This is a genomic window from Streptomyces sp. NPDC085932 (genome assembly GCF_044540525.1).
In the GTDB taxonomy this organism is placed as follows: Bacteria; Actinomycetota; Actinomycetes; order Streptomycetales; family Streptomycetaceae; genus Streptomyces; species Streptomyces levis.
The window spans coordinates 922,096-940,925 of the sequence record NZ_JBITSJ010000001.1; the positions used below are offsets into that span (position 1 = coordinate 922,096).

The 18,830-nt window shown below is 73.3% G+C and carries 19 protein-coding genes; 15 read left to right on the forward strand and 4 right to left on the reverse strand.

From position 1 onward, the window contains the following. Window positions 1–1,251: an alpha-L-fucosidase gene (locus tag ACIGAQ_RS03635; RefSeq protein WP_399778871.1), complete on the forward strand. Its 1,251-nt coding sequence runs from the start codon at window positions 1–3 to the stop codon at window positions 1,249–1,251. Between the two features lie 33 nt (window positions 1,252–1,284). Here the strand turns inward: ACIGAQ_RS03635 and ACIGAQ_RS03640 are convergent, their stop codons facing one another. Beyond that, the gene (locus tag ACIGAQ_RS03640; RefSeq protein WP_399778873.1) at window positions 1,285–2,451 is read right to left on the reverse strand and encodes an ATP-grasp domain-containing protein; all 1,167 of its coding nucleotides are present in this window, start codon (window positions 2,449–2,451) and stop codon (window positions 1,285–1,287) included. A 259-nt stretch (window positions 2,452–2,710) separates the two neighbouring features. Between ACIGAQ_RS03640 and ACIGAQ_RS03645 the strand changes: the two genes are divergently transcribed. Continuing rightward, window positions 2,711–3,571 carry a metallophosphoesterase family protein gene (locus ACIGAQ_RS03645; protein WP_399778875.1) on the forward strand — a complete coding sequence of 287 codons (861 nt, stop codon included), beginning with the start codon at window positions 2,711–2,713 and terminating at the stop codon, window positions 3,569–3,571. Beyond that, the gene (locus ACIGAQ_RS03650; RefSeq protein WP_362279157.1) at window positions 3,568–4,227 is read left to right on the forward strand and encodes a 4'-phosphopantetheinyl transferase superfamily protein; all 660 of its coding nucleotides are present in this window, start codon (window positions 3,568–3,570) and stop codon (window positions 4,225–4,227) included. The genes ACIGAQ_RS03645 and ACIGAQ_RS03650 overlap by 4 nt, the downstream gene beginning before the upstream one ends. A gap of 158 nt (window positions 4,228–4,385) precedes the next feature. Here ACIGAQ_RS03650 and ACIGAQ_RS03655 read toward each other — a convergent pair whose 3' ends face one another. From ACIGAQ_RS03655 to ACIGAQ_RS03665, 3 genes are all read right to left on the reverse strand, one after another. Continuing rightward, window positions 4,386–4,610, reverse strand: a complete 225-nt coding sequence (locus ACIGAQ_RS03655; protein WP_311681122.1) for a hypothetical protein — start codon at window positions 4,608–4,610, stop codon at window positions 4,386–4,388. A gap of 152 nt (window positions 4,611–4,762) precedes the next feature. Then, entirely contained in the window at window positions 4,763–5,293 is a 531-nt protein-coding gene (locus ACIGAQ_RS03660) for a toxin-antitoxin system, toxin component (protein WP_311681194.1), read from the reverse strand. A 32-nt stretch (window positions 5,294–5,325) separates the two neighbouring features. Beyond that, window positions 5,326–5,985: a helix-turn-helix transcriptional regulator gene (locus ACIGAQ_RS03665; protein ID WP_362279156.1), complete on the reverse strand. Its 660-nt coding sequence runs from the start codon at window positions 5,983–5,985 to the stop codon at window positions 5,326–5,328. Window positions 5,986–6,222: 237 nt separating this feature from the next. Between ACIGAQ_RS03665 and ACIGAQ_RS03670 the strand changes: the two genes are divergently transcribed. The 12 genes from ACIGAQ_RS03670 (at window position 6,223) to ACIGAQ_RS03725 (ending at window position 18,762) form a co-directional block, all read left to right on the forward strand. Further along, entirely contained in the window at window positions 6,223–6,882 is a 660-nt protein-coding gene (locus ACIGAQ_RS03670) for a hypothetical protein (RefSeq protein ID WP_362279155.1), read from the forward strand. Between the two features lie 204 nt (window positions 6,883–7,086). Beyond that, complete coding sequence (locus ACIGAQ_RS03675) at window positions 7,087–8,241, forward strand: FAD-dependent oxidoreductase (RefSeq protein WP_362279154.1); 1,155 nt, start codon at window positions 7,087–7,089, stop codon at window positions 8,239–8,241. After that, a complete protein-coding gene (locus ACIGAQ_RS03680) occupies window positions 8,238–8,552 on the forward strand; it encodes a (2Fe-2S)-binding protein (RefSeq protein WP_362279153.1) in 315 nt (104 codons plus the stop codon). The genes ACIGAQ_RS03675 and ACIGAQ_RS03680 overlap by 4 nt, the downstream gene beginning before the upstream one ends. A 219-nt stretch (window positions 8,553–8,771) precedes the next feature. After that, entirely contained in the window at window positions 8,772–10,136 is a 1,365-nt protein-coding gene (locus ACIGAQ_RS03685) for an FAD-dependent oxidoreductase (protein WP_399778878.1), read from the forward strand. Further along, a complete protein-coding gene (locus ACIGAQ_RS03690; protein ID WP_311681128.1) occupies window positions 10,133–11,023 on the forward strand; it encodes a dihydrodipicolinate synthase family protein in 891 nt (296 codons plus the stop codon). The genes ACIGAQ_RS03685 and ACIGAQ_RS03690 overlap by 4 nt, the downstream gene beginning before the upstream one ends. Window positions 11,024–11,037: 14 nt before the next feature. After that, on the forward strand, window positions 11,038–12,039 hold the full coding sequence (locus ACIGAQ_RS03695; protein WP_399778880.1) for a proline racemase family protein: 1,002 nt from the start codon (window positions 11,038–11,040) through the stop codon (window positions 12,037–12,039). Between the two features lie 35 nt (window positions 12,040–12,074). Next, window positions 12,075–12,746 carry a GntR family transcriptional regulator gene (locus tag ACIGAQ_RS03700; RefSeq protein WP_311681130.1) on the forward strand — a complete coding sequence of 224 codons (672 nt, stop codon included), beginning with the start codon at window positions 12,075–12,077 and terminating at the stop codon, window positions 12,744–12,746. A 58-nt stretch (window positions 12,747–12,804) separates the two neighbouring features. Beyond that, the gene (locus ACIGAQ_RS03705; RefSeq protein WP_311681131.1) at window positions 12,805–13,800 is read left to right on the forward strand and encodes a LacI family DNA-binding transcriptional regulator; all 996 of its coding nucleotides are present in this window, start codon (window positions 12,805–12,807) and stop codon (window positions 13,798–13,800) included. A 134-nt stretch (window positions 13,801–13,934) separates the two neighbouring features. Further along, a complete protein-coding gene (locus ACIGAQ_RS03710; RefSeq protein ID WP_311681133.1) occupies window positions 13,935–15,278 on the forward strand; it encodes a sugar ABC transporter substrate-binding protein in 1,344 nt (447 codons plus the stop codon). Between the two features lie 4 nt (window positions 15,279–15,282). Then, on the forward strand, window positions 15,283–16,260 hold the full coding sequence (locus ACIGAQ_RS03715) for a sugar ABC transporter permease (RefSeq protein ID WP_311681134.1): 978 nt from the start codon (window positions 15,283–15,285) through the stop codon (window positions 16,258–16,260). Continuing rightward, complete coding sequence (locus ACIGAQ_RS03720; protein ID WP_399778884.1) at window positions 16,257–17,120, forward strand: carbohydrate ABC transporter permease; 864 nt, start codon at window positions 16,257–16,259, stop codon at window positions 17,118–17,120. The genes ACIGAQ_RS03715 and ACIGAQ_RS03720 overlap by 4 nt, the downstream gene beginning before the upstream one ends. A gap of 34 nt (window positions 17,121–17,154) precedes the next feature. Next, window positions 17,155–18,762, forward strand: coding sequence for a glycoside hydrolase family 13 protein (locus tag ACIGAQ_RS03725; protein ID WP_399778886.1), 1,608 nt, complete (start codon window positions 17,155–17,157; stop codon window positions 18,760–18,762). Window positions 18,763–18,830: the final 68 nt, after the last annotated feature.

Sequence of the window (18,830 nt, forward strand, 5' to 3'; positions counted from 1 at the left end):
ATGGCCATGCAACCGTGGTTCACCGACGCCAAGCTCGGCATCTTCGTCCACTGGGGCATCTACGCCGTCGACGGCGTCCAGGAGTCCTGGTCGTTCTACGACGACATCGTCCCCTACGACCGGTACATGTCCCAGCTGGACCGGTTCACGGCCGCCCGCTACGACCCGCGCGACTGGGCGGAGCTGTTCGCGCGGGCCGGCGCGAAGTACGCCGTGCTCACCAGCCGCCACCACGACGGGGTCGCCCTGTGGGACACCGCCCACGGCGATCTGAACGTCGGTCGCGACCTGATCGGCGGCTACGCCGAGGCCCTGCGCGAGCAGGGGCTCAAGGTGGGCCTCTACTACTCGCACTCCGACTGGAGCCACCCCGACTACGCCTCCACTCGCAAGCCCGGCCGCCCGCCGGAACTGGAGGACAACCGCTACTCGGAGGTCGCCGCCGAGGACGAGGACCTGGCCGCCTGGGAGCGGTATCTCGCCTACCGCGACGGCCAGATACGGGAGCTCACCAGCCGCTACAAGCCGGACCTGATGTGGTTCGACGGCGAGTGGGACCGCAGCGAGGAGCAGTGGCGCATCCGCGAGCTGGCCGCCCTCGTCCGCTCCGAGGTGCCGGACGTCGTCTTCAACGCCCGCATGCTCGGCGAGGGCGACTACGCCACCCCGGAACAGGGCGCCCCGGTCGTCCCGCCGGACGGGCCGTGGGAGCTGTGCCTGACGATCAACGACTCCTGGGGCCACCAGCACCACGACCACCACCACAAGTCGGTCGACCAGCTGATCCGCTACTTCACCGAGACCATCGGCGGCGGAGGCAACCTGCTCCTCAGCGTCGGCCCGCGCGAGGACGGCACGATCACGCCCGAGCAGCGGCAGCGGCTGGAGGGCCTCGGCGACTGGATCGCCCGGCACGCCGAGGCCGTGTACGGCACCGAACGGGGCCTGCCGCCCGGCCACCACCACGGTCCGAGCACGCTCTCCAAGGACCGCCGCACCCTCTACCTCACCCTCTTCGACGCGCCGCGCGCGGCGCTCGGCGTCCGCGGTCTGCTCAGCGGGGTGCGCCGCGTCTCGGTCGTGGGCAGCGGCACGGAACTCGCCCACGAGGTCACCGGCGGTCTCCACGAGACCCCCGGCGTCCTCTGGATCCAGCCCCCCGGCGCGGCCGACCTCGACCCGCACGCCACCGTGCTGGCCGTCGAACTGGACGGAGAACTGGAGCTGTACCGGGGCGCGGGCCGTTTCTGACGCCGCACCGGAGGCGGGGGCGGTCCGCGGCCGCTAGGTGGGCAGCCCCGTGGGGCGCGGGACGCTCGCGGCGAGGTCCTGAAGGGGCGGCGTCCCGGCCGCGTCGACGACCGGCCCCGCCGGGGCGGGCACCGCCGCAAGCGGCTCGGACGCCTCCGGGCGCTGCTGCGGCAGCGACACCGGCCGCAGCGGACGCGGCCCCGACACCACCGTGTAGTCCTGGCCGAGGAACGGCGGCACCACCTCGCCCGGGTCCTCGCCCAGCGCCAGCTGCACGGCCGCCCAGGGGGCGTTGACACCGCACAGGGACAGCTGGTGCAGGCCGCCGGCCGGACGCGTGTTGACGTCCATCAGGACCGGCCGGTCGCCGAACATCCGGAACTGGATGTTGGACAGGTGGTGCAGACCGAAGCCCTCGGCGATCCGGCGGGCCGGGTCCAGCCACTGCTCGTGCAGGGTGAAGCCGCGCCGGCGGCCGTTCTTGGTGCGGCCGATGGCCATGCGGATGCGGTTGTCCGGTCCGGTCAGGCAGTCCACCGACACCTCCGGCTGCTCCAGCCGGGGCATCACCAGCCAGTCGACCGGCTCCTCGGCCCGCCGCAGCGCCTCCAGCACCAGGTCCAGCGGCACGTACGGGCTCGGGAACCCGTTCAACTGCACCATCGAGAACGGCGAGCGGGTGATCACCCGGAAGCCCACCCCGCCCGCGCCGGACGCCGGCTTGAAGCACGCCTTGTGTCCGGCGCCCTCCAACTCCTCGACCGCCGCGACGAGTTCGTCGGCCGACCGGACCCGCCACCACGGCGGCACCGGCACCCCGATGGCCTGGACCGCCTCATAGGCGATCACCTTGTCCTGGAACACCGCCACCGCCTCGGGCGGCGGCGCCAGCACCGCCGTACCGGCCGCCTCGAACTCGGCGCGGTGCGCCACGATCGCCGACTGGTGCAGCCGGGGCACGAACACGTCGATCCCGCGCCGGGCGCACTGGTCCAGCGCGTACTCCACGTAACCGGCCGGGGACAGGCCCTCGGGTTCGAGCTCGGCGGTGTCGGCGGCGGCCAGCACGGGCGAGTCGGGATCACCGTGGGTGGCGTGGATCTCGACCGCCCGGTCGCTGGGATTTCTCCGCAGCTGATCCATGAAGAACACGTTCTCCGCGTACGTGCGGTTGAGCCAGACGCGTACGCGAGAGACCATGCAGGCCGCCTTTCACGGTTCGCGGGCACGGCGCAGCGGCCCGTGCCCGGGCAGGATGAATGGAGGGACACCAAACCGCCCCTGAGAAAGGGAAGTTCGTAGCGGTGGTGTTGGGGCAGATCATACGGCTTCGGCGGGCCGTTCCGTGCAACGCGCGTGTTACGGAAATCCGCGGCACCGCTCCCGGGCCGGCCTTGTCCCCGGCGCGTCGATGTGATCTCGTGGGGGTGGCGTGCGGGGAGCGCGGAAGGGGCGAGAGGTGACGTCGACGGCCGGGGGAGCCGGACAGCTGCTGGCCATCAGCGATCTGCACATCGGCTACCCGGAGAACCGCGCCCTCGTCGAGGAGATGCGCCCCGGGTCGGACGACGACTGGCTGCTCGTCGCCGGCGACGTCGCGGAGACCGTGGCCGACATCCGCTGGACGCTCAAGACGCTCGCGGCCCGCTTCCGCAAGGTCGTCTGGGTGCCCGGGAACCACGAGCTGTGGACCCATCCGAGGGACGCGGTCACCCTGCGCGGCGTCGCCCGTTACGAGTACCTGGTCGAGCTGTGCCGGGAACTGGGCGTGACCACACCGGAGGACCCCTATCCCGTCTGGCGGGGCCCCGGCGGTCCCGTGGCGATCGCCCCGCTGTTCCTGCTGTACGACTACTCGTTCCTGCCGGCCGGCTGCGCCACCAAGGAGCAGGGCCTGGAGTACGCGCACGGCACCGGGATCGTCTGCACCGACGAGTACCTGCTGCACCCCGATCCGTACCCGAGCCGGGAGGCCTGGTGCCGGGCCCGCGTCACGGAGAGCGCACGCAGGCTCGCCGAGCTGCCCGGCGACCTGCCGGTGATCCCCGTCAACCACTATCCGCTGCACCGGCATCCGATGGACGTCCTGTGGCACCCCGAGTTCGCCATGTGGTGCGGGACCGCCCTGACGGCCGACTGGCACCGCAGATTCCCGGTGCGCACCATGGTCTACGGCCATCTGCACATCCCCCGGACCACGTTCCACGACGGCGTGCGCTTCGAGGAGGTCTCGGTGGGCTATCCACGCGAGTGGCGCAAGCGGACCGGGCCGCCGGGCCGGCTGCGGCGCATCCTGCCTGGGGAGGGCGAGGAGCGGTGATCGAGGAACTGCTGCCCGAGACCGTGGTGACGGTCGAGGCGTACGGCCACGACGGCCCGGACACCCCGCTGTACCCGGAGGAGGCGGCGCTCGTGGCGCGGGCGGTGCCCAAGCGGCAGCGGGAGTTCGCCGTCGTCCGCTCCTGTGCCCGGCGCGCCATGGAGAAGCTCGGCGTGCCGCCGCAGCCGATCCTGCCCGGCGAGCGCGGCGCCCCCGGCTGGCCGGAGGGGGTGGCCGGCAGCATGACCCACAGCGACGGCTACTGCGCCGCCTCCCTGGTCCGTGCCGGCGACCTGGCCTCGCTCGGCATCGACGCGGAGACCGACGCGCCGCTGCCCGAGGGGGTGCTGGCGGCGGTGGCCCTGCCGGCCGAGGCGGAACGGCTGCGGCGGCTCGCGGCGGAGCGCCCCGGCGTCCACTGGGACCGGCTGCTGTTCAGCGCGAAGGAATCCGTCTACAAGGCGTGGTTCCCGCTCACCGGGAAGTGGCTGGACTTCATGGAGGCCGACATCGAGATCGGTGCGGACGGCGGCTTCACCGCCCGCCTCCTCGTCCCCGGGCCGCTGGTCGGCGGCCATCGCCTCGACCGCTTCGACGGCCGCTGGACCACGGGCCGGGGGCTGGTCGCGACGGCGGTCGGCGTGCCGCATCCATGAGCCGCATGCCGCATCCCTGAGCCGCGGGCCCGTTGCCGAGCCGGGCGCCGGGGCCCCGCTCACCCCCTGTCCGTTCCTGCCGTCCCCTGCTCATCCCGGACACCGGCGGGGCCTGGCCCGGGCCCGGCCCCGCCCGTCCGCCGGACCCGGCCCTCGGCTCAGGGCCCCGGCTCCGGACACCAGCTCTCCAGCAGGCGGAAGAACGCCTCCTCGTTGCCCGTCAGGCCGGCCCGCCGCAGGGCCTGTTCCGCGTCGGCCAGGACGGCGGGCGGGACGACCGGGGGGCCCGCCTCCCGGTCGAAGGCGGCGCGGACGGTGTGCAGCAGCCGCAGATAGGCCTGGACGGCGGTGCGCTCACGGTCGGTCAGTACGGCGGTGGGCATCGGTCGGCTCTCCCCGTGTCGGCGTCGTCGCTCCCCGCGCCTCGCGGCGCGCACGCCCCGCACAGCCGGGGGCGCACCTCCAGCTTGCCGTCCACCACTGACAATCCGGCCCCGCCGCCCGCCGGTTCGCCCGCTCGGCGCACGGGGGCGGGTCAGCTCTGCGGCCCCCGGTAACCCAGCGACGCCTCGATCCGCCCCGCCAGATGGTCCCGCTGCACCGGCCCGCGCGACGCCGAACCCGACAGCCACGCCCGGCACTTGCTGGCGAGCAGCAGGCCGAAGCTCTCGGCCTCCTTCTCGTCGTCGAGATCGAAGCGCGTGCGCGCGGCGACCTTCAGCACCGTCGCCTGGAGGTCGGCGCCCTCGTCGAGCAACCGGGCCGCGACGGCCGCGCCCTCGACGTGGTGGGAGCAGTGCCCGGCCTTCATGTGCCACAGCTCGTGGCCCAGGATCACCAACTGGTGGTCGGGAGCCGTGCGTTCCTCGATCACGACGAGGTCCTGCTCGGCCATGTCGAGCCAGAGGCCGCTGGCGGTCCCGGGCGGGAAGGCGGCCGTACGGAAGTGGACGGGGCGGCCCCGGCGTCTGCTCATGGCGCCGCACAGCGCGGCGTACAGCTCGTCGGGCCGTGCCGGCGCGGGGAGGGTCAGCTCCGCGACCAGCTCGCCGCACAGGCGGCGCATTTCCCTACCGATGCCCACAGTTCTCCCCACGGTCACGACTCGGGCCGCTTGACGCTCTCCAGGAGCATGTCCAGCCACTCGGCGACCTTGTCGCGGTGCTGGTCGGTGGGCAGCTGTGCGGCCCGCCAGGCGATGCCGCGCACGCCGTGGTCCTGCAGCAGCCGCTCCAGCGGGTCGTCCGCCGCCGCTGCCGCCTCCCGCTCCCGGTCGGCGAGCTTCTGCAGCAGTTCCTGCTCGGTGTGCTGGAGGGCGCTGACCAGCGCCTCGGGATCCTCCGCCGTGAGGAAACCGGCGTGCACCCGGAAGAACCGCTGGAGGGCGTCGCAGTGCTCCATGGTCGGCCGGCGGTCCCCGTTGATCAGGGCGCCGGCCTGCTGCCGGGACATGCCCGCGCCGTCGGCGATCTCCTGCTGCGTGTACTTGCGGCCGTTGGGCTTGAGGCGGGTGCGGCGCAACAGGTCCAGACGCTGCAGGAACCGGGCCTGCACATCGGGCTCACCGGCGGGCCGGCCACCGAGCAGGGCCTTGACCACCGGCTCCGGGACGCCGGATGCCACGGACAGCCGCCCGGTGTCGAAGACCTCGGCATGGGGCACGCCGAGCCGGTCGGCGAGCGCGGTGACACGGGAGACGACGGCCGGTAGCACGGCCGTACGCGTGGCGCCCGGACCCTCGACGAAGCCACCCGTCACCGACGATTCTCCTACGTCTCTCACAGGCTTCTCACAAGCGGATGCCGTGACTTACCCGGCGTGAACTTCCCGGAGCGTAGCCGGTGCCTCGAACTCACATCCAGGTCTCGCCACAACTGTGGCCAATTTCAGCCGTCAACAGGCACGAAATGCCACGATAGTTGACACGCCTCAGCCCTGGGCACCAGGATCGGGGCGCCGCGTCAGGGCCGCACAGGCAAGAGGGGTGACCTCCCGATGGCATTTCAGGCAGGAGGGCAGCGGCCGGCACCGCGGCCCGTCCCCGAGAATCCAGAGGCCCAGGCCTACCTGGACGACTGCGCCGGGCTTCTGGAAGCCGTCTCCTTCCCCTCGCTCGTCGTCGACCACGCCTGGGACGTCGTCCTCACCAACAGCGCCTTCCGGTCACTTTTCGGCGGGGTGGGCCCGCACCCCACGGCCATGCCGGACGGCAACTTCCTCCGGTTCGTGCTCTTCCACCCGGACGCGCCCACGGTGCTCGGCGAACACGAGGCGAGCTGGTGCCTGCCGATGCTCGCGCACTTCGCGCGCACGGCGGAGAGCCACGGCCCCGACCACGGCCTGCAGGCCATCCGCCGGGAGATCGCCCAGGACCCGATCATGGAGGCCGCCTACCGGCACGGCCTGCCGCACTGGATCCGCGCGGTCGGCGAGGAGGCCGTCGAGATCGACGGCGCCGTACGTCCGCTGCTGCACCCGGACCCGCGCTGGGGCGCCACCGACTGCCGGATCGTCGTCGAGTCGTCCCGGACCCTGGAGGAACTGGGCTGCACCCGGCTCACGTTCGTCCTGCGTGAGGCCCGTCGCACCCCGTCCCGCGACCGCAGGCCACGCCGCACCACGTCCCACCTGAGGATCGTCCCGGCCTCCGACTGACCGGCTCCCGCCCCTCGCCCGCGGGATCGCCCCGGCGGCCGACTGGCCGCTGCACCGCCTCTCGCCGCCGAGGGCCGTCCCGGCGGGCGGACCGCTCCGCGGCCCTCGCCCCAGGGGCGTCCGGCCGCGGCCGGCCCTTCCCGGGTGTCCGGCAGTGGGTGCCGCCCTCTTCCCGGATGTTGTGGTGTGTGACATAGTACTGGCGTGAGCAAGCCGCTGACCTGCGATGTCGTGGTGATCGGTGCCGGAGTCGTCGGCGCCGCCTGCGCGCTGTACGCGGCCCGGGCCGGTCTCGGCACCGTCGTGGTGGACCGGGGCCCGGTGGCCGGTGGGACGACTGGCGCGGGGGAGGGGAACCTCCTCGTCTCCGACAAGGAACCCGGCCCCGAGCTCGACCTGGCCCTCCTCTCCGCCCGTCTGTGGGCCGAACTGGCCGCGGAGGGACTGGGCGAGGTTGTCGAGTACGAGGCCAAGGGCGGAGTCGTCGTCGCCGGCACGGACGCGGCCCGGGCCGGTCTCGAGGAACTCGCCGCCGGGCAGCGCGCGGCCGGAGTCGAGGCGGAGGCCGTGCCCGCCGACCGGCTCACCGAACTGGAGCCGTATCTGGCTCCCGGCCTGGCCGGCGGCATGCACTACCCGCAGGACGCCCAGGTGATGCCCGCCCTGGCGGCGGCACACCTGCTGCGCGCCTCGGGCGCCCGGCTGTGCACCGGCCGGGAGGTGACCGGGGTGCTGCGCGGCCCGGGCGGTGCGGTGCGCGGAGTGCGCACGGACCGGGGCGACCTGCACGCCCCGGCGGTCGTCAACGCGGCCGGCACCTGGGGCGGCGAGGTGGCGGCCCGGGCCGGCGTGTCGCTGCCGGTGCTGCCGCGGCGCGGCTTCGTCCTGGTCACCGAGCCGCTGCCGCCCCGGATCCGGCACAAGGTCTACGCCGCCGACTACGTGGCCGACGTGGCGAGCGACGCGGCGGAGCTGCAGACCTCACCCGTGGTGGAGGGAACGCCCGCCGGGCCCGTCCTCATCGGCGCCAGCCGCGAACGGGTCGGCTTCGACCGCACGCTCTCGCTCCCGGCCCTGCGCGCGCTCGCGGCGGGTGCGACCCGGCTGTTCCCGTTTCTCACCGCAGTGCGGGCCGTCCGCACCTATGCCGGGTTCCGGCCCTACCTGCCGGACCACCTGCCCGCGATCGGCCCCGACCCCCGGGCGCCCGGCCTGTTCCACGCCTGCGGCCACGAGGGCGCGGGCATCGGACTGGCCACCGGCACCGGGCAGCTGATCGCCGCGCTGCTGACCGGGCAGGCGCCCGGCCTGGACCCCCGACCGTTCCGGCCCGACCGCTTCTCCGAGGAGGCCGTGTGAATCCGCTGGAACTGGCGAGGGCGCGCCCCGGACCCGCCTTCACGGTCACCTTCGACGGACGGCCGGTCGAGGCGCTGCCCGGGCAGACGGTCGCCGCCGTGCTGTGGGCGGCGGGCGTCACCTCCTGGCGCGCCACACGCGGCGAGGGCCGCCCGCGCGGGGTGTTCTGCGGCATCGGCGTCTGCTTCGACTGCCTGGTCACCGTCAACGACCGCCCCAACCAACGGGCGTGCGTGGTGCCGGCCCGGCCGGGGGACGCGATCACCACGCAGGACGGCACAGGACACGAGGGGGCGAGCGGTGGGCACTGACCTCGACGTGAGCGGCTCCGGCCGTACGGGCGGCCTCCCACCCGCCCGGCCGGCGTCCGGCCGGGCCCGGGTGACGCGGCCCGCCCCGGCCGCAACCGACGGGGTCGAGGCCGAGTGCACGCGGGCGCCGGACGGCCTCGGCACCGGCGGCCCGTACGCGGCGGCGGATGCGCGGCCCGGTCACCCCACCAGCGGCCGGCGCCACGGGAGGGGTGACTCGTGCGTGCCGAGTTCGTCGTGATCGGGGCCGGGCCGGCCGGGCTCGCCGCCGCGCTCGCGGCGTCCGCGCGTGGCGTGCGGGTCGTGCTCGTCGACGCGGCGCCCGCACCCGGCGGTCAGTTTCACCGGCAGCCCGCCGCCGGTCTCGGGGCCCGGCGGCCCGAGGCGCTGCACCACCGGTGGCGGACCTGGGAGCGGCTGCGGGACGGACTCGCCGCCGGCTCCGTGCGCACCCTGACGGACCACCACGTGTGGTGCGTGGAGCGCACGCCGGACGGCTTCACCGTGCACGCGCTGACCGGGCCCGGTCAGGAGGAGCCGGCCGAGGTGCGCGCCCCGGCCGTGCTCCTGGCCACCGGCGGCTACGAGACGGTGCTGCCCTTCCCCGGCTGGACCCTCCCGGGCGTCGTCACCGCCGGGGGAGCCCAGGCCATGCTCAAGGGCAGCCTCGTGGCGCCGGGGAACCGGGCGGTCGTCGCCGGGTCCGGGCCGCTCCTGCTGCCCGTGGCCACCGGCCTCGCGGCCGCCGGGGTCGAGGTCGCCGCACTGGTGGAGTCCACGGCCCCCGGGCGCCTCGTCCGCCACGGCCGGGCCCTGGCCGGGAAGCTGCCGGAGGGCGCCGGGTACGCCGCCCGGCTCCTGCGCCACCGCGTGCCCGTCCTGCCCCGCCACACCGTCGTCCGCGCCCACGGCGACGACCGGGTCACCGGGGTGACGGTCGCCGCCCTCGGCCCCGACGGCCACGTCCGGTCCGGCACCGAGCGGGACCTGGCGTGCGACACCCTCGCCGTCGGCCACGGCATGCTCCCGCACACCGACCTCGCCGAGAGCCTCGGCTGCCGTCTCGACGGCCTCGCCGTGGCCGTCGACGACGAGCAGCGCACCGACGTGCCCGGCGTGTGGGCGGCCGGGGAGGCCACCGGCATCGGCGGCGCCGCCCTCGCCCTCGCCGAGGGACACATCGCCGGCTGCTCCGCCGCCGCCCGGCTGCGCGGCACCGCCCCCGACCCGGCCCCCGCCGCGCTGAAGGCCCGTACACGGCTCGGGAGATCCGCCGCCGCCCTCGACTCCGCCTGCGCGCCGCCCGCGCACTGGGCCGGGCAGCTCACCGACGACACCGTGGTCTGCCGCTGCGAGGAGGTCACCGCCGGGGCCGTGCGCGCCGCCCTGGACCTCGGGGCCGGCGACGAACGGACGGTGAAGCTGCTGACCCGGGCCGGGATGGGCTGGTGCCAGGGCCGGATGTGCTCCACCGCGGTCGCCGGCCTCGCCGGACGCGCGCCCGGCCCGGCCCGGCGGCCGTTCGCCCGCCCCGTACCGCTCGGCGTCCTCGCCCGGCACGATCCCCAGGAGGGACTGTCATGACCGACCACCGCCCCTGGCGCGGCGTCCTCGTCGCCACCGCGCTCCCGCTGCGCGACGACCTGTCCGTGGACCTCGACCGGTACGCCGAGCACTGCGCCTGGCTGGTCGAGAACGGCTGCGACGGCGTCGTGCCGAACGGCTCCCTCGGCGAGTACCAGGTGCTCACCCCGGAGGAGCGCGCCCGGGTCGTCCGGACGGCGGTCGCGGCGATCGGCGGGGAGCGCGTCATGCCCGGCGTCGCCGCCTACGGCTCCGCCGAGGCGCGGCGCTGGGCCGAGCAGGCCGCCGAGGCCGGCTGCCGGGCCGTGATGCTGCTGCCGCCCAACGCCTACCGCGCCGACGAGCGCGCCGTCCTCGCCCACTACGCCGAGGTGGCGCAGGCGGGCCTGCCGGTCGTCGCGTACAACAACCCGGTCGACACCAAGGTCGACCTCGTGCCGGAACTGCTCGCCCGGCTGCACGGCGAGGGCTTGATCCAGGGGGTGAAGGAGTTCTCCGGCGATGTCCGCCGGGCCTACCGGATCGCCGAACTCGCCCCCGAACTCGACCTGCTGATCGGCGCGGACGACGTCCTGCTGGAACTGGCCGTCGCCGGCGCCAAGGGCTGGGTGGCGGGATATCCCAACGCGCTGCCCCGGGCCTCGGCCGAGCTGTACCGCGCGGCCGTCGCCGGAGACCTCGACACCGCCCTGCCGCTGTACCGGCAGTTGCACCCGCTGCTGCGCTGGGACTCGCGGGTGGAGTTCGTCCAGGCCATCAAGCTGTCCATGGACATCGTCGGCCGTCACGGCGGCCCCTGCCGCCCGCCCCGGGTGCCGCTGCTGCCCGGGCAGGAGGCCGCCGTCCGGGCCGCCACCGAGAAGGCCGTCGCCGCCGGACTCTCCTAGCGAAGGACCGATCCATGCGCAGCAGACTCGTCCTGCACGCCGTCGACTCGCACACCGAGGGCATGCCGACCCGGGTGATCACCGGCGGCATCGGCACCGTACCCGGCGCCACCATGAACGAGCGGCGGCTGTGGTTCCGCGAACACCGCGACGACGTCAAGCAGTTGCTGATGAACGAACCGCGCGGCCACTCCGCCATGAGCGGCGCGATCCTCCAGCCGCCGACCCGGCCCGACTGCGACTGGGGCGTCGTCTACATCGAGGTCTCCGGCTATCTGCCGATGTGCGGGCACGGCACCATCGGCGTGGCGACCGTGCTCGTGGAGACCGGCATGGTCGAGGTCGTCGAGCCGGTCACCACCATCCGGCTGGACACCCCGGCCGGCCCGGTGGTGGCCGAGGTGGCCGTGGAGGACGGGGCCGCCCGGGAGGTCACCCTGCGCAACGTGCCCTCCTTCGCCGTCGGCCTCGACCGCGAGGCCACCCTCGCCGACGGGCGGACGGTGACCTACGACCTCGCCTTCGGCGGCAACTTCTACGCCATCCTGCCGCTGGAGCGGTTCGGCCTGCCCTTCGAGCGGTCCCGCAAGGACGAGATCCTCGCCGCGGGCCTGTCCCTCATGGCCGCCGTCAACGCCGAGGACCCGCCGGTCCACCCGGAGGACCCCTCCATCCACGGTCTGCACCACGTCTACCTGGCCGCCCCCGGCGCCACCGCCCGGCACTCCCGGCACGCCATGGCCATCCACCCCGGCTGGTTCGACCGCTCGCCCTGCGGCACCGGCACCAGCGCCCGCATGGCCCAGCTGCACGCGCGCGGCGAACTCCCGCTGCACACCGAGTTCGTCAACGAGTCCTTCATCGGCACCCGGTTCACCGGCAGACTGCTCGGCACCACCGAGGTCGCCGGGCGCCCGGCCGTCCTGCCCAGCTTCACCGGACGCGCCTGGATCACCGGCACGGCCCAGTACCTGCTCGACCCCGACGACCCGTTCCCGGCCGGGTTCGTCCTGTAGCCGCACGTCCACCAGGAAAGGACACCCCGACCGTCATGGCCCCGCAGCACACCCCCGCCCTGCCCGTCCTCGGCAGCAGGAAGCCCAGCCACCGGGAGCGGGTCGCGGACGCGCTGCGGGCCGCCCTGATCGCCGGCGAACTGCGCCCCGGCGAGGTCTACTCGGCGCCCGGCCTCGCCGCCCGCTTCGGCGTCTCGGCCACCCCCGTGCGCGAGGCCATGCTCGACCTCGCCAAGGAGGGCCTGGTCGACACCGTGCCCAACAAGGGTTTCCGGGTCACCGCCGTCTCCGAGAAGCAACTCGACGAATACACCCACGTCCGCGCGCTGATCGAGATTCCCACCACGGCCGGTCTGGCGGTCACGGCCGACCCGGTGGCGCTGGAGGCGCTCCGCCCGGTCGCCCGGGAGATCGTCGACTCGGCCGCGGCGGGCGACCTCATCGCCTACGTCGAGGCCGATCTGCGCTTCCACCTCGGCCTGCTGGCCCTCGCCGGCAACGACCACCTCGTCGACGTCGTCCGCGACCTCAGACGGCGCTCCCGGCTGTACGGGCTGACCGCGCTGGTGGAACAGGGGCGTCTCGAGGCCTCGGCGGAGGAGCACCTGGAGATCCTGGACGCGCTGCTCGCCCGCGACGAGGACGCCGTCCGGGCGGTGATGACCCGGCACCTCGGGCACGTCCGGGGTCTGTGGGCAGCGCCCTGACCAAACTCTTTGCGCGATTACGCAAGCTGCTTGCGTAAATTGCGCTACGCTTGCGGGCATGACGCGACGACTTGCCGAGGTGGCGAAGAAGGTCGGGGTCAGCGAGGCCACGGTCAGCCGGGTGCTCAACGGCAAGCCGGGTGTCTCCGAGCCGACCCGGCAGGCGGTGCTCTCCGCCCTGGACGTGCTCGGCTACGAGCGGCCCACGCAGCTGCGCGGCGAACGCGCCCGGCTGGTCGGCCTGGTCCTGCCCGAGCTGCAGAACCCCATCTTCCCCGCGTTCGCCGAGGTCATCGGCGGCGCCCTGGCCCAGCTCGGGCTGACGCCGGTGCTGTGCACCCAGACCCGGGGCGGTGTCTCGGAGGCGGACTACGTGACGCTGCTGCTCCAGCAGCAGGTCTCCGGCGTCGTCTTCGCCGGCGGGCTCTACGCCCAGGCCGACGCGCCGCACGACCACTACCGCCAGCTCGCCGAGCGGAACATCCCGGTCGTGCTGGTCAACGCGGCCATCGAGCACCTGGGCTTCCCGGGGGTGTCCTGCGACGACGCGGTGGCCGTCGAGCAGTCCTGGCGGCACCTGGCCTCCCTCGGGCACGAGAGGATCGGGCTGGTGCTCGGCCCCGGCGACCACGTCCCCTCGGCGCGCAAGCTGGCCGCCGCGCGGGCCGTCGGGCACCTCCCCGACGAGTTCGTCGCGCGCGCCATGTTCTCCATCGAGGGCGGCCACGCGGCGGCGGCCCGGCTCATCGACCGGGGCGTCACCGGCTTCATCTGCGCCAGCGACCCGCTCGCCCTGGGCGTCGTACGGGCCGCCCGCCGCAAGGGACTCGACGTGCCCTCGCGCATCTCCGTCGTGGGCTACGACGACTCCGCGCTGATGAACTGCACCGAACCCCCGCTGACCACGGTCCGCCAGCCCATCGAGGCGATGGGCAAGGCCGTCGTGGAACTGCTCAACGCGCAGATCAACGGGACTTCGGTCGCCGCCCAGGAGCTGCTGTTCGAGCCGGAACTGGTGGTGCGGGGGTCGACCGCCCAGGCACCCCGTGAGTGAGATGCGTCCGCCTGTCGAATAATTGCAAATTCTGCGCGACATCTTGCGGTCCGGTGTCGCCGGTGCTTGAGTGTGCGGCGCCCCCCGCTCCCGTCCTGAGGCGTCCACTCGCTCCTGCCCTAAGGGGTCCACCGATGAGAAGCACCGGGATCCGCCGTACCCTCGCCCTGCTCGGCGTCAGCGCCCTCGCGCTGACCGCCTGCGGCGGGAACGCCGACGAATCCGCCGACGGCAAGACCCGCATCACGGTCAACTGCATGCCGCCCAAGAGCGCCAAGACCGACCGCGCGTTCTTCGAGGAGGACGTCGCCGCCTTCGAGAAGCAGAACCCCGACATCGACGTCGTCCCGCACGACGCGTTCCCCTGCCAGGACCCGAAGACGTTCGACGCCAAGCTCGCCGGCGGGCAGATGGAGGACGTCTTCTACACGTACTTCACCGACGCCCGGCACGTCGTCGACATCAACCAGGCCGCCGATCTCACGCCGTACGTCAAGGAGTTGAAGAGCTACGGCACGATCCAGAAGCAGCTGCGCGACATCTACACCGTCGACGGCAAGGTCTACGGCATCCCGCGCACCGGCTACTCGATGGGCCTGATCTACAACAAGGCGCTCTTCGAGAAGGCCGGACTCGACCCCGGCAAGCCCCCGGCGACCTGGGCCGAGGTCCGCACCGCCGCCAAGAGGATCGCCGGCCTGGGCGGGGGCACCGTCGGGTACGCCGACTACAGCGCCCAGAACCAGGGCGGCTGGCACTTCACCGCCGAGCTGTACTCCCAGGGCGGCGAGGTCGTCAGCGCCGACGGCGAGAAGTCCACCGTCGACACCCCCGAGGGCCGGGCCGTCCTGCAGACCCTGCACGACATGCGCTGGACGGACGACTCGATGGGCAGCAAGCAGCTCCTCGTCATCAACGACGCCCAGCAGATGATGGGTTCGGGCAAGCTCGGCATGTACCTCGCCGCCCCCGACAACATCCCCATCCTCGTCAAGGAGAAGGGCGCCGACTACGAGGACATCGCCATCGCCCCGATGCCGGGCGGCCGGGCCACCCTGGTCGGCGGGGACGGCTACATGTTCAGCAAGAAGGCGAGCCCCGCCCAGATCCGCGCCGGACTGAAGTGGCTCGACCACATGTTCCTCACCCCCGGCGACGGCTTCCTCGGCGACTACGCCCGCGCCAAGAAGCACGACGCCCCGGTCGGCCTGCCCGAGCCGCGCCTGTTCACCGGCGCCGCCGACGCCGAGGACCAGCGGATCAAGCAGGCCAACGCCAACGTCCCGGTGGAGAACTACCAGCCCTTCCTCGACGGCAACCAGCGCCTGGACATGAAGATCGAGCCGCCGCACGCCCAGCAGATCTACTCCGTCCTCGACGGAGTCGTCTCCGCCGTCCTCACCAAGGAGGACGCGGACATCGACCGGCTGCTGAAGGACGCCTCCGGCAAGATCGACGGCATCCTGGCCCGGGGCTGAGCCGATGAAGCACCCGGGGCCCATCCCGACGAAGACCGCCGAGCGCCGGACCCGCCCGGCGATCGAGGTCCGCCCGGTGCAGGCGCCGCCCCCGGCAGGGGACCGGAGGCGGCGCCGCCTCGCCGACCAGGGCCGCGCCTACGCCTTCCTCCTGGGCGGGCTCATCTGCTTCGCCCTGTTCTCCTGGTACCCGGCGATCCGCGCGGTCGTCATCGCCTTCCAGAAGTACACGCCGGGCGCGGACCCCGAGTGGGTCGGCACCGCCAACTTCACCCGTGTCGTGCAGGACCCCGAGTTCGCCGCCGCCTGGCGCAACACCCTCACCTTCACCCTGCTCGCCCTGCTGATCGGCTTCGCGATCCCGTTCGTGCTGGCCCTCGTCCTCAACGAACTCCGGCACGCCAAGGCCTTCTTCCGGGTCGTGGTCTATCTGCCGGTGATGATCCCGCCGGTGGTCAGCGCCCTGCTGTGGAAGTGGTTCTACGACCCCGGCGCCGGCCTGGCCAACGAGGCGCTGCGCCTGCTGCACCTGCCGACCTCGAACTGGTCCAACGGCGCCGACACCGCCCTGGTCTCCCTGGTCATCGTCGCCACCTGGGCCAACATGGGCGGCACCGTCCTGATCTACCTCGCCGCCCTGCAGTCCATCCCCGGCGAGCTGTACGAGGCGGCCGAACTGGACGGGGCGAGCCTGCTGCAACGCGTCCGGCACGTCACGATCCCGCAGACCCGGTTCGTGATCCTCATGCTGATGCTGCTGCAGATCATCGCCACCATGCAGGTGTTCACCGAACCGTTCGTCATCACCGGCGGCGGCCCGGAGAACGCCACGGTCACCGTCCTGTACCTGATCTACAAGTACGCCTTCCTCTACAACGACTTCGGCGGCGCCTGCGCGCTGAGCGTCATGCTCCTGCTGCTGCTCGGCCTGTTCTCCGCCGCCTACCTCCGACTCACCCGGACCGACGGGGAGACCGCATGAGCAGCACCCGCACCCTCGTCTCGCCGGCCGTCCTGGCCCGCCCGCGCGGCCGGGCCGTCTACTGGACCGTCTTCACCGGCGTGGTCCTGCTCTTCGCGCTCGCCTTCCTCTTCCCCGTCTACTGGATGGTCACCGGCGCGCTGAAGTCCCCCGACGAGGTGGCCCGGACCCCGCCGACCCTGGTCCCCGACGACTGGCGCCTCAGCGGCTACACCGACGCCTGGGACCTCATGCAGATGCCGACCCACCTGTGGAACACGGTGGTCCAAGCGGCCGGCGCCTGGCTGTGCCAGCTGGTGTTCTGCACGGCCGCCGCCTACGCCCTGTCCAAGCTGAAGCCGGTCTTCGGCACGGTGATCCTGGGCGGCATCCTGGCCACCCTGATGGTCCCGGCGCAGGCCCTCGTCGTACCGAAGTACCTGACCGTCGCCGACCTCGGCCTGCTCAACGACCCGCTCGCCATCTGGCTCCCGGCCGTCGCCAACGCCTTCAACCTCTACCTGCTCAAGCGGTTCTTCGACCAGATCCCGCGCGACGTGCTGGAGGCCGCCGAGATGGACGGGGCCGGGCGGCTGCGGGTGCTGTGGTCGATCGTGCTGCCGATGTCCAGGCCCGTCCTGGGCGTCGTCTCGATCTTCGCGCTGGTCGCCGTCTGGCAGGACTTCCTGTGGCCGCTGATGGTCTTCTCCGACACCGGCAAGCAGCCCATCAGCGTCGCTCTCGTCCAACTGTCGCAGAACATCCCGCTGACCGTGCTCATCGCCGCCATGGTGATCGCCAGCATCCCCATGGTCGCCCTGTTCCTCGTCTTCCAGCGGCACATCATCGCCGGGATCAGCGCGGGCAGCACGAAGGGCTGACGCCGCCGACCCCCTCCGACGAAAGGCACCGACCGTGGGACAGCCCACCCCTGCCTCCCCGATCTCCCCGCTTCCCTCGCCCTCCGCGCGCGGCGACTGGTGGCGCGACGCCGTCATCTACCAGGTCTACGTCCGCAGCTTCGCCGACGGCGACGGGGACGGCACCGGCGACCTCGCGGGTGTCCGTGCCCGGCTGCCCTACCTCGCCGAACTCGGCGTGGACGCCCTGTGGTTCACCCCCTGGTACCTGTCCCCGATGAAGGACGGCGGCTACGACGTCGCCGACTACCGGGTGATCGACCCGGCGTTCGGCACCCTCGCCGAGGCGGAGAAGCTCATCGCCGAGGCGCTCCAGCTGGGCATCCGCACCATCGTCGACATCGTGCCCAACCACGTCTCCGACCAGCACGCGTGGTTCCGGGCGGCGCTGCGCGGAGGCCCGGAGCGGGAGCTGTTCCACTTCCGTCCGGGCCGCGGCGCCGACGGCGAACTGCCCCCGAACAACTGGCGTTCCCAGTTCGGCGGCCCCGCCTGGACCCGGATCGCGGACGGCTCCTGGTACCTCCACCTGTTCGCCCCCGAGCAGCCCGACCTCGACTGGTCCCACCCGGCGGTCCGCCAGGAGCACGAGGACATCCTGCGGTTCTGGCTGGAGCGGGGCGTGGCCGGTGTCCGCATCGACTCGGCCGCGCTGCTGGTGAAGGACCCCGCCCTGCCGGACTTCACCGAGGGCCGCGACCCCCACCCGTACGTCGACCGCGACGAACTCCACGACGTCTACCGCGCCTGGCGGGCGATCGCCGACGAGTACGGCGCGGTCTTCGTCGGCGAGGTCTGGCTGCCGGACACCGAGCGCTTCGCGCGCTACCTGCGCCCCGACGAGCTGCACACCGCCTTCAACTTCTCCTTCCTGACCTGCCCCTGGGACGCGGGGCGGCTGCGCCGCTCCATCGACGAGACGCTCGCCGAACACGCCCCGGTGGGCGCCCCCGCCACCTGGGTGCTGTGCAACCACGACGTCACCCGCACGGTCACCCGCTACGGCCGCGAGGACACGGGCTTCGATTTCGCCACCAAGGCCTTCGGTACCCCCACCGACCTGGACCTCGGCACCCGTCGGGCCCGCGCCGCCGCCCTGCTGTCCCTGGCCCTGCCCGGCGCGGTCTACATCTACCAGGGAGAGGAACTGGGCCTGCCGGAGGCCGAGATTCCACGGGACCGCATCGAGGACCCGATGCACTTCCGCTCCGGCGGCACCGACCCCGGCCGCGACGGCTGCCGCGTTCCGCTGCCGTGGACGGCTGGGGCGCCGCACGCGGGCTTCGGCGGTGAGCCCTGGCTGCCCCAGCCCCCGGACTGGCCCGACTACGCCGCCGACCGGCAGGCCCGGGACCCCGAATCGATGCTGAGCCTGTACCGGGAGGCGATCCGGCTCCGCCCGGTCCTCGGCGAGGGCCCGCTCACCTGGCTGCCCGCCCCGGACGGTGTCCTCGCCTTCCGCCGGACCGGTGGAGTCTGCCTGGTGAACCTCGCCGGCACCCCCGCCGCCCTGCCCGCCCACTCCGGACTCCTTCTCGCCAGCGGCCCGTTGGACGCCGACGGGCGGCTGCCCGAGGACACCGCGGTCTGGCTGCGCGCCTGAGACCGCACCGCTGTCCCCGTACCCCCACCACGAAGGGATCAGCACATGCACACACGCAGATCTGTCAG

What these genes read in the sequence shown, in the direction of transcription:
- ACIGAQ_RS03635 (WP_399778871.1), top strand. Translation starts at nt 1, where the DNA reads ATGGCCATGCAACCGTGGTTCACCGACGCCAAGCTCGGCATCTTCGTC.
- ACIGAQ_RS03670 (WP_362279155.1), top strand. Translation starts at nt 6,223, where the DNA reads ATGGCATTTCAGGCAGGAGGGCAGCGGCCGGCACCGCGGCCCGTCCCC.
- ACIGAQ_RS03640 (WP_399778873.1), bottom strand. Translation starts at nt 2,451, where the DNA reads ATGGTCTCTCGCGTACGCGTCTGGCTCAACCGCACGTACGCGGAGAAC.
- ACIGAQ_RS03695 (WP_399778880.1), top strand. Translation starts at nt 11,038, where the DNA reads ATGCGCAGCAGACTCGTCCTGCACGCCGTCGACTCGCACACCGAGGGC.
- ACIGAQ_RS03690 (WP_311681128.1), top strand. Translation starts at nt 10,133, where the DNA reads ATGACCGACCACCGCCCCTGGCGCGGCGTCCTCGTCGCCACCGCGCTC.
- ACIGAQ_RS03715 (WP_311681134.1), top strand. Translation starts at nt 15,283, where the DNA reads ATGAAGCACCCGGGGCCCATCCCGACGAAGACCGCCGAGCGCCGGACC.
- ACIGAQ_RS03705 (WP_311681131.1), top strand. Translation starts at nt 12,805, where the DNA reads ATGACGCGACGACTTGCCGAGGTGGCGAAGAAGGTCGGGGTCAGCGAG.
- ACIGAQ_RS03700 (WP_311681130.1), top strand. Translation starts at nt 12,075, where the DNA reads ATGGCCCCGCAGCACACCCCCGCCCTGCCCGTCCTCGGCAGCAGGAAG.
- ACIGAQ_RS03710 (WP_311681133.1), top strand. Translation starts at nt 13,935, where the DNA reads ATGAGAAGCACCGGGATCCGCCGTACCCTCGCCCTGCTCGGCGTCAGC.
- ACIGAQ_RS03655 (WP_311681122.1), bottom strand. Translation starts at nt 4,610, where the DNA reads ATGCCCACCGCCGTACTGACCGACCGTGAGCGCACCGCCGTCCAGGCC.
- ACIGAQ_RS03720 (WP_399778884.1), top strand. Translation starts at nt 16,257, where the DNA reads ATGAGCAGCACCCGCACCCTCGTCTCGCCGGCCGTCCTGGCCCGCCCG.
- ACIGAQ_RS03660 (WP_311681194.1), bottom strand. Translation starts at nt 5,293, where the DNA reads ATGCGCCGCCTGTGCGGCGAGCTGGTCGCGGAGCTGACCCTCCCCGCG.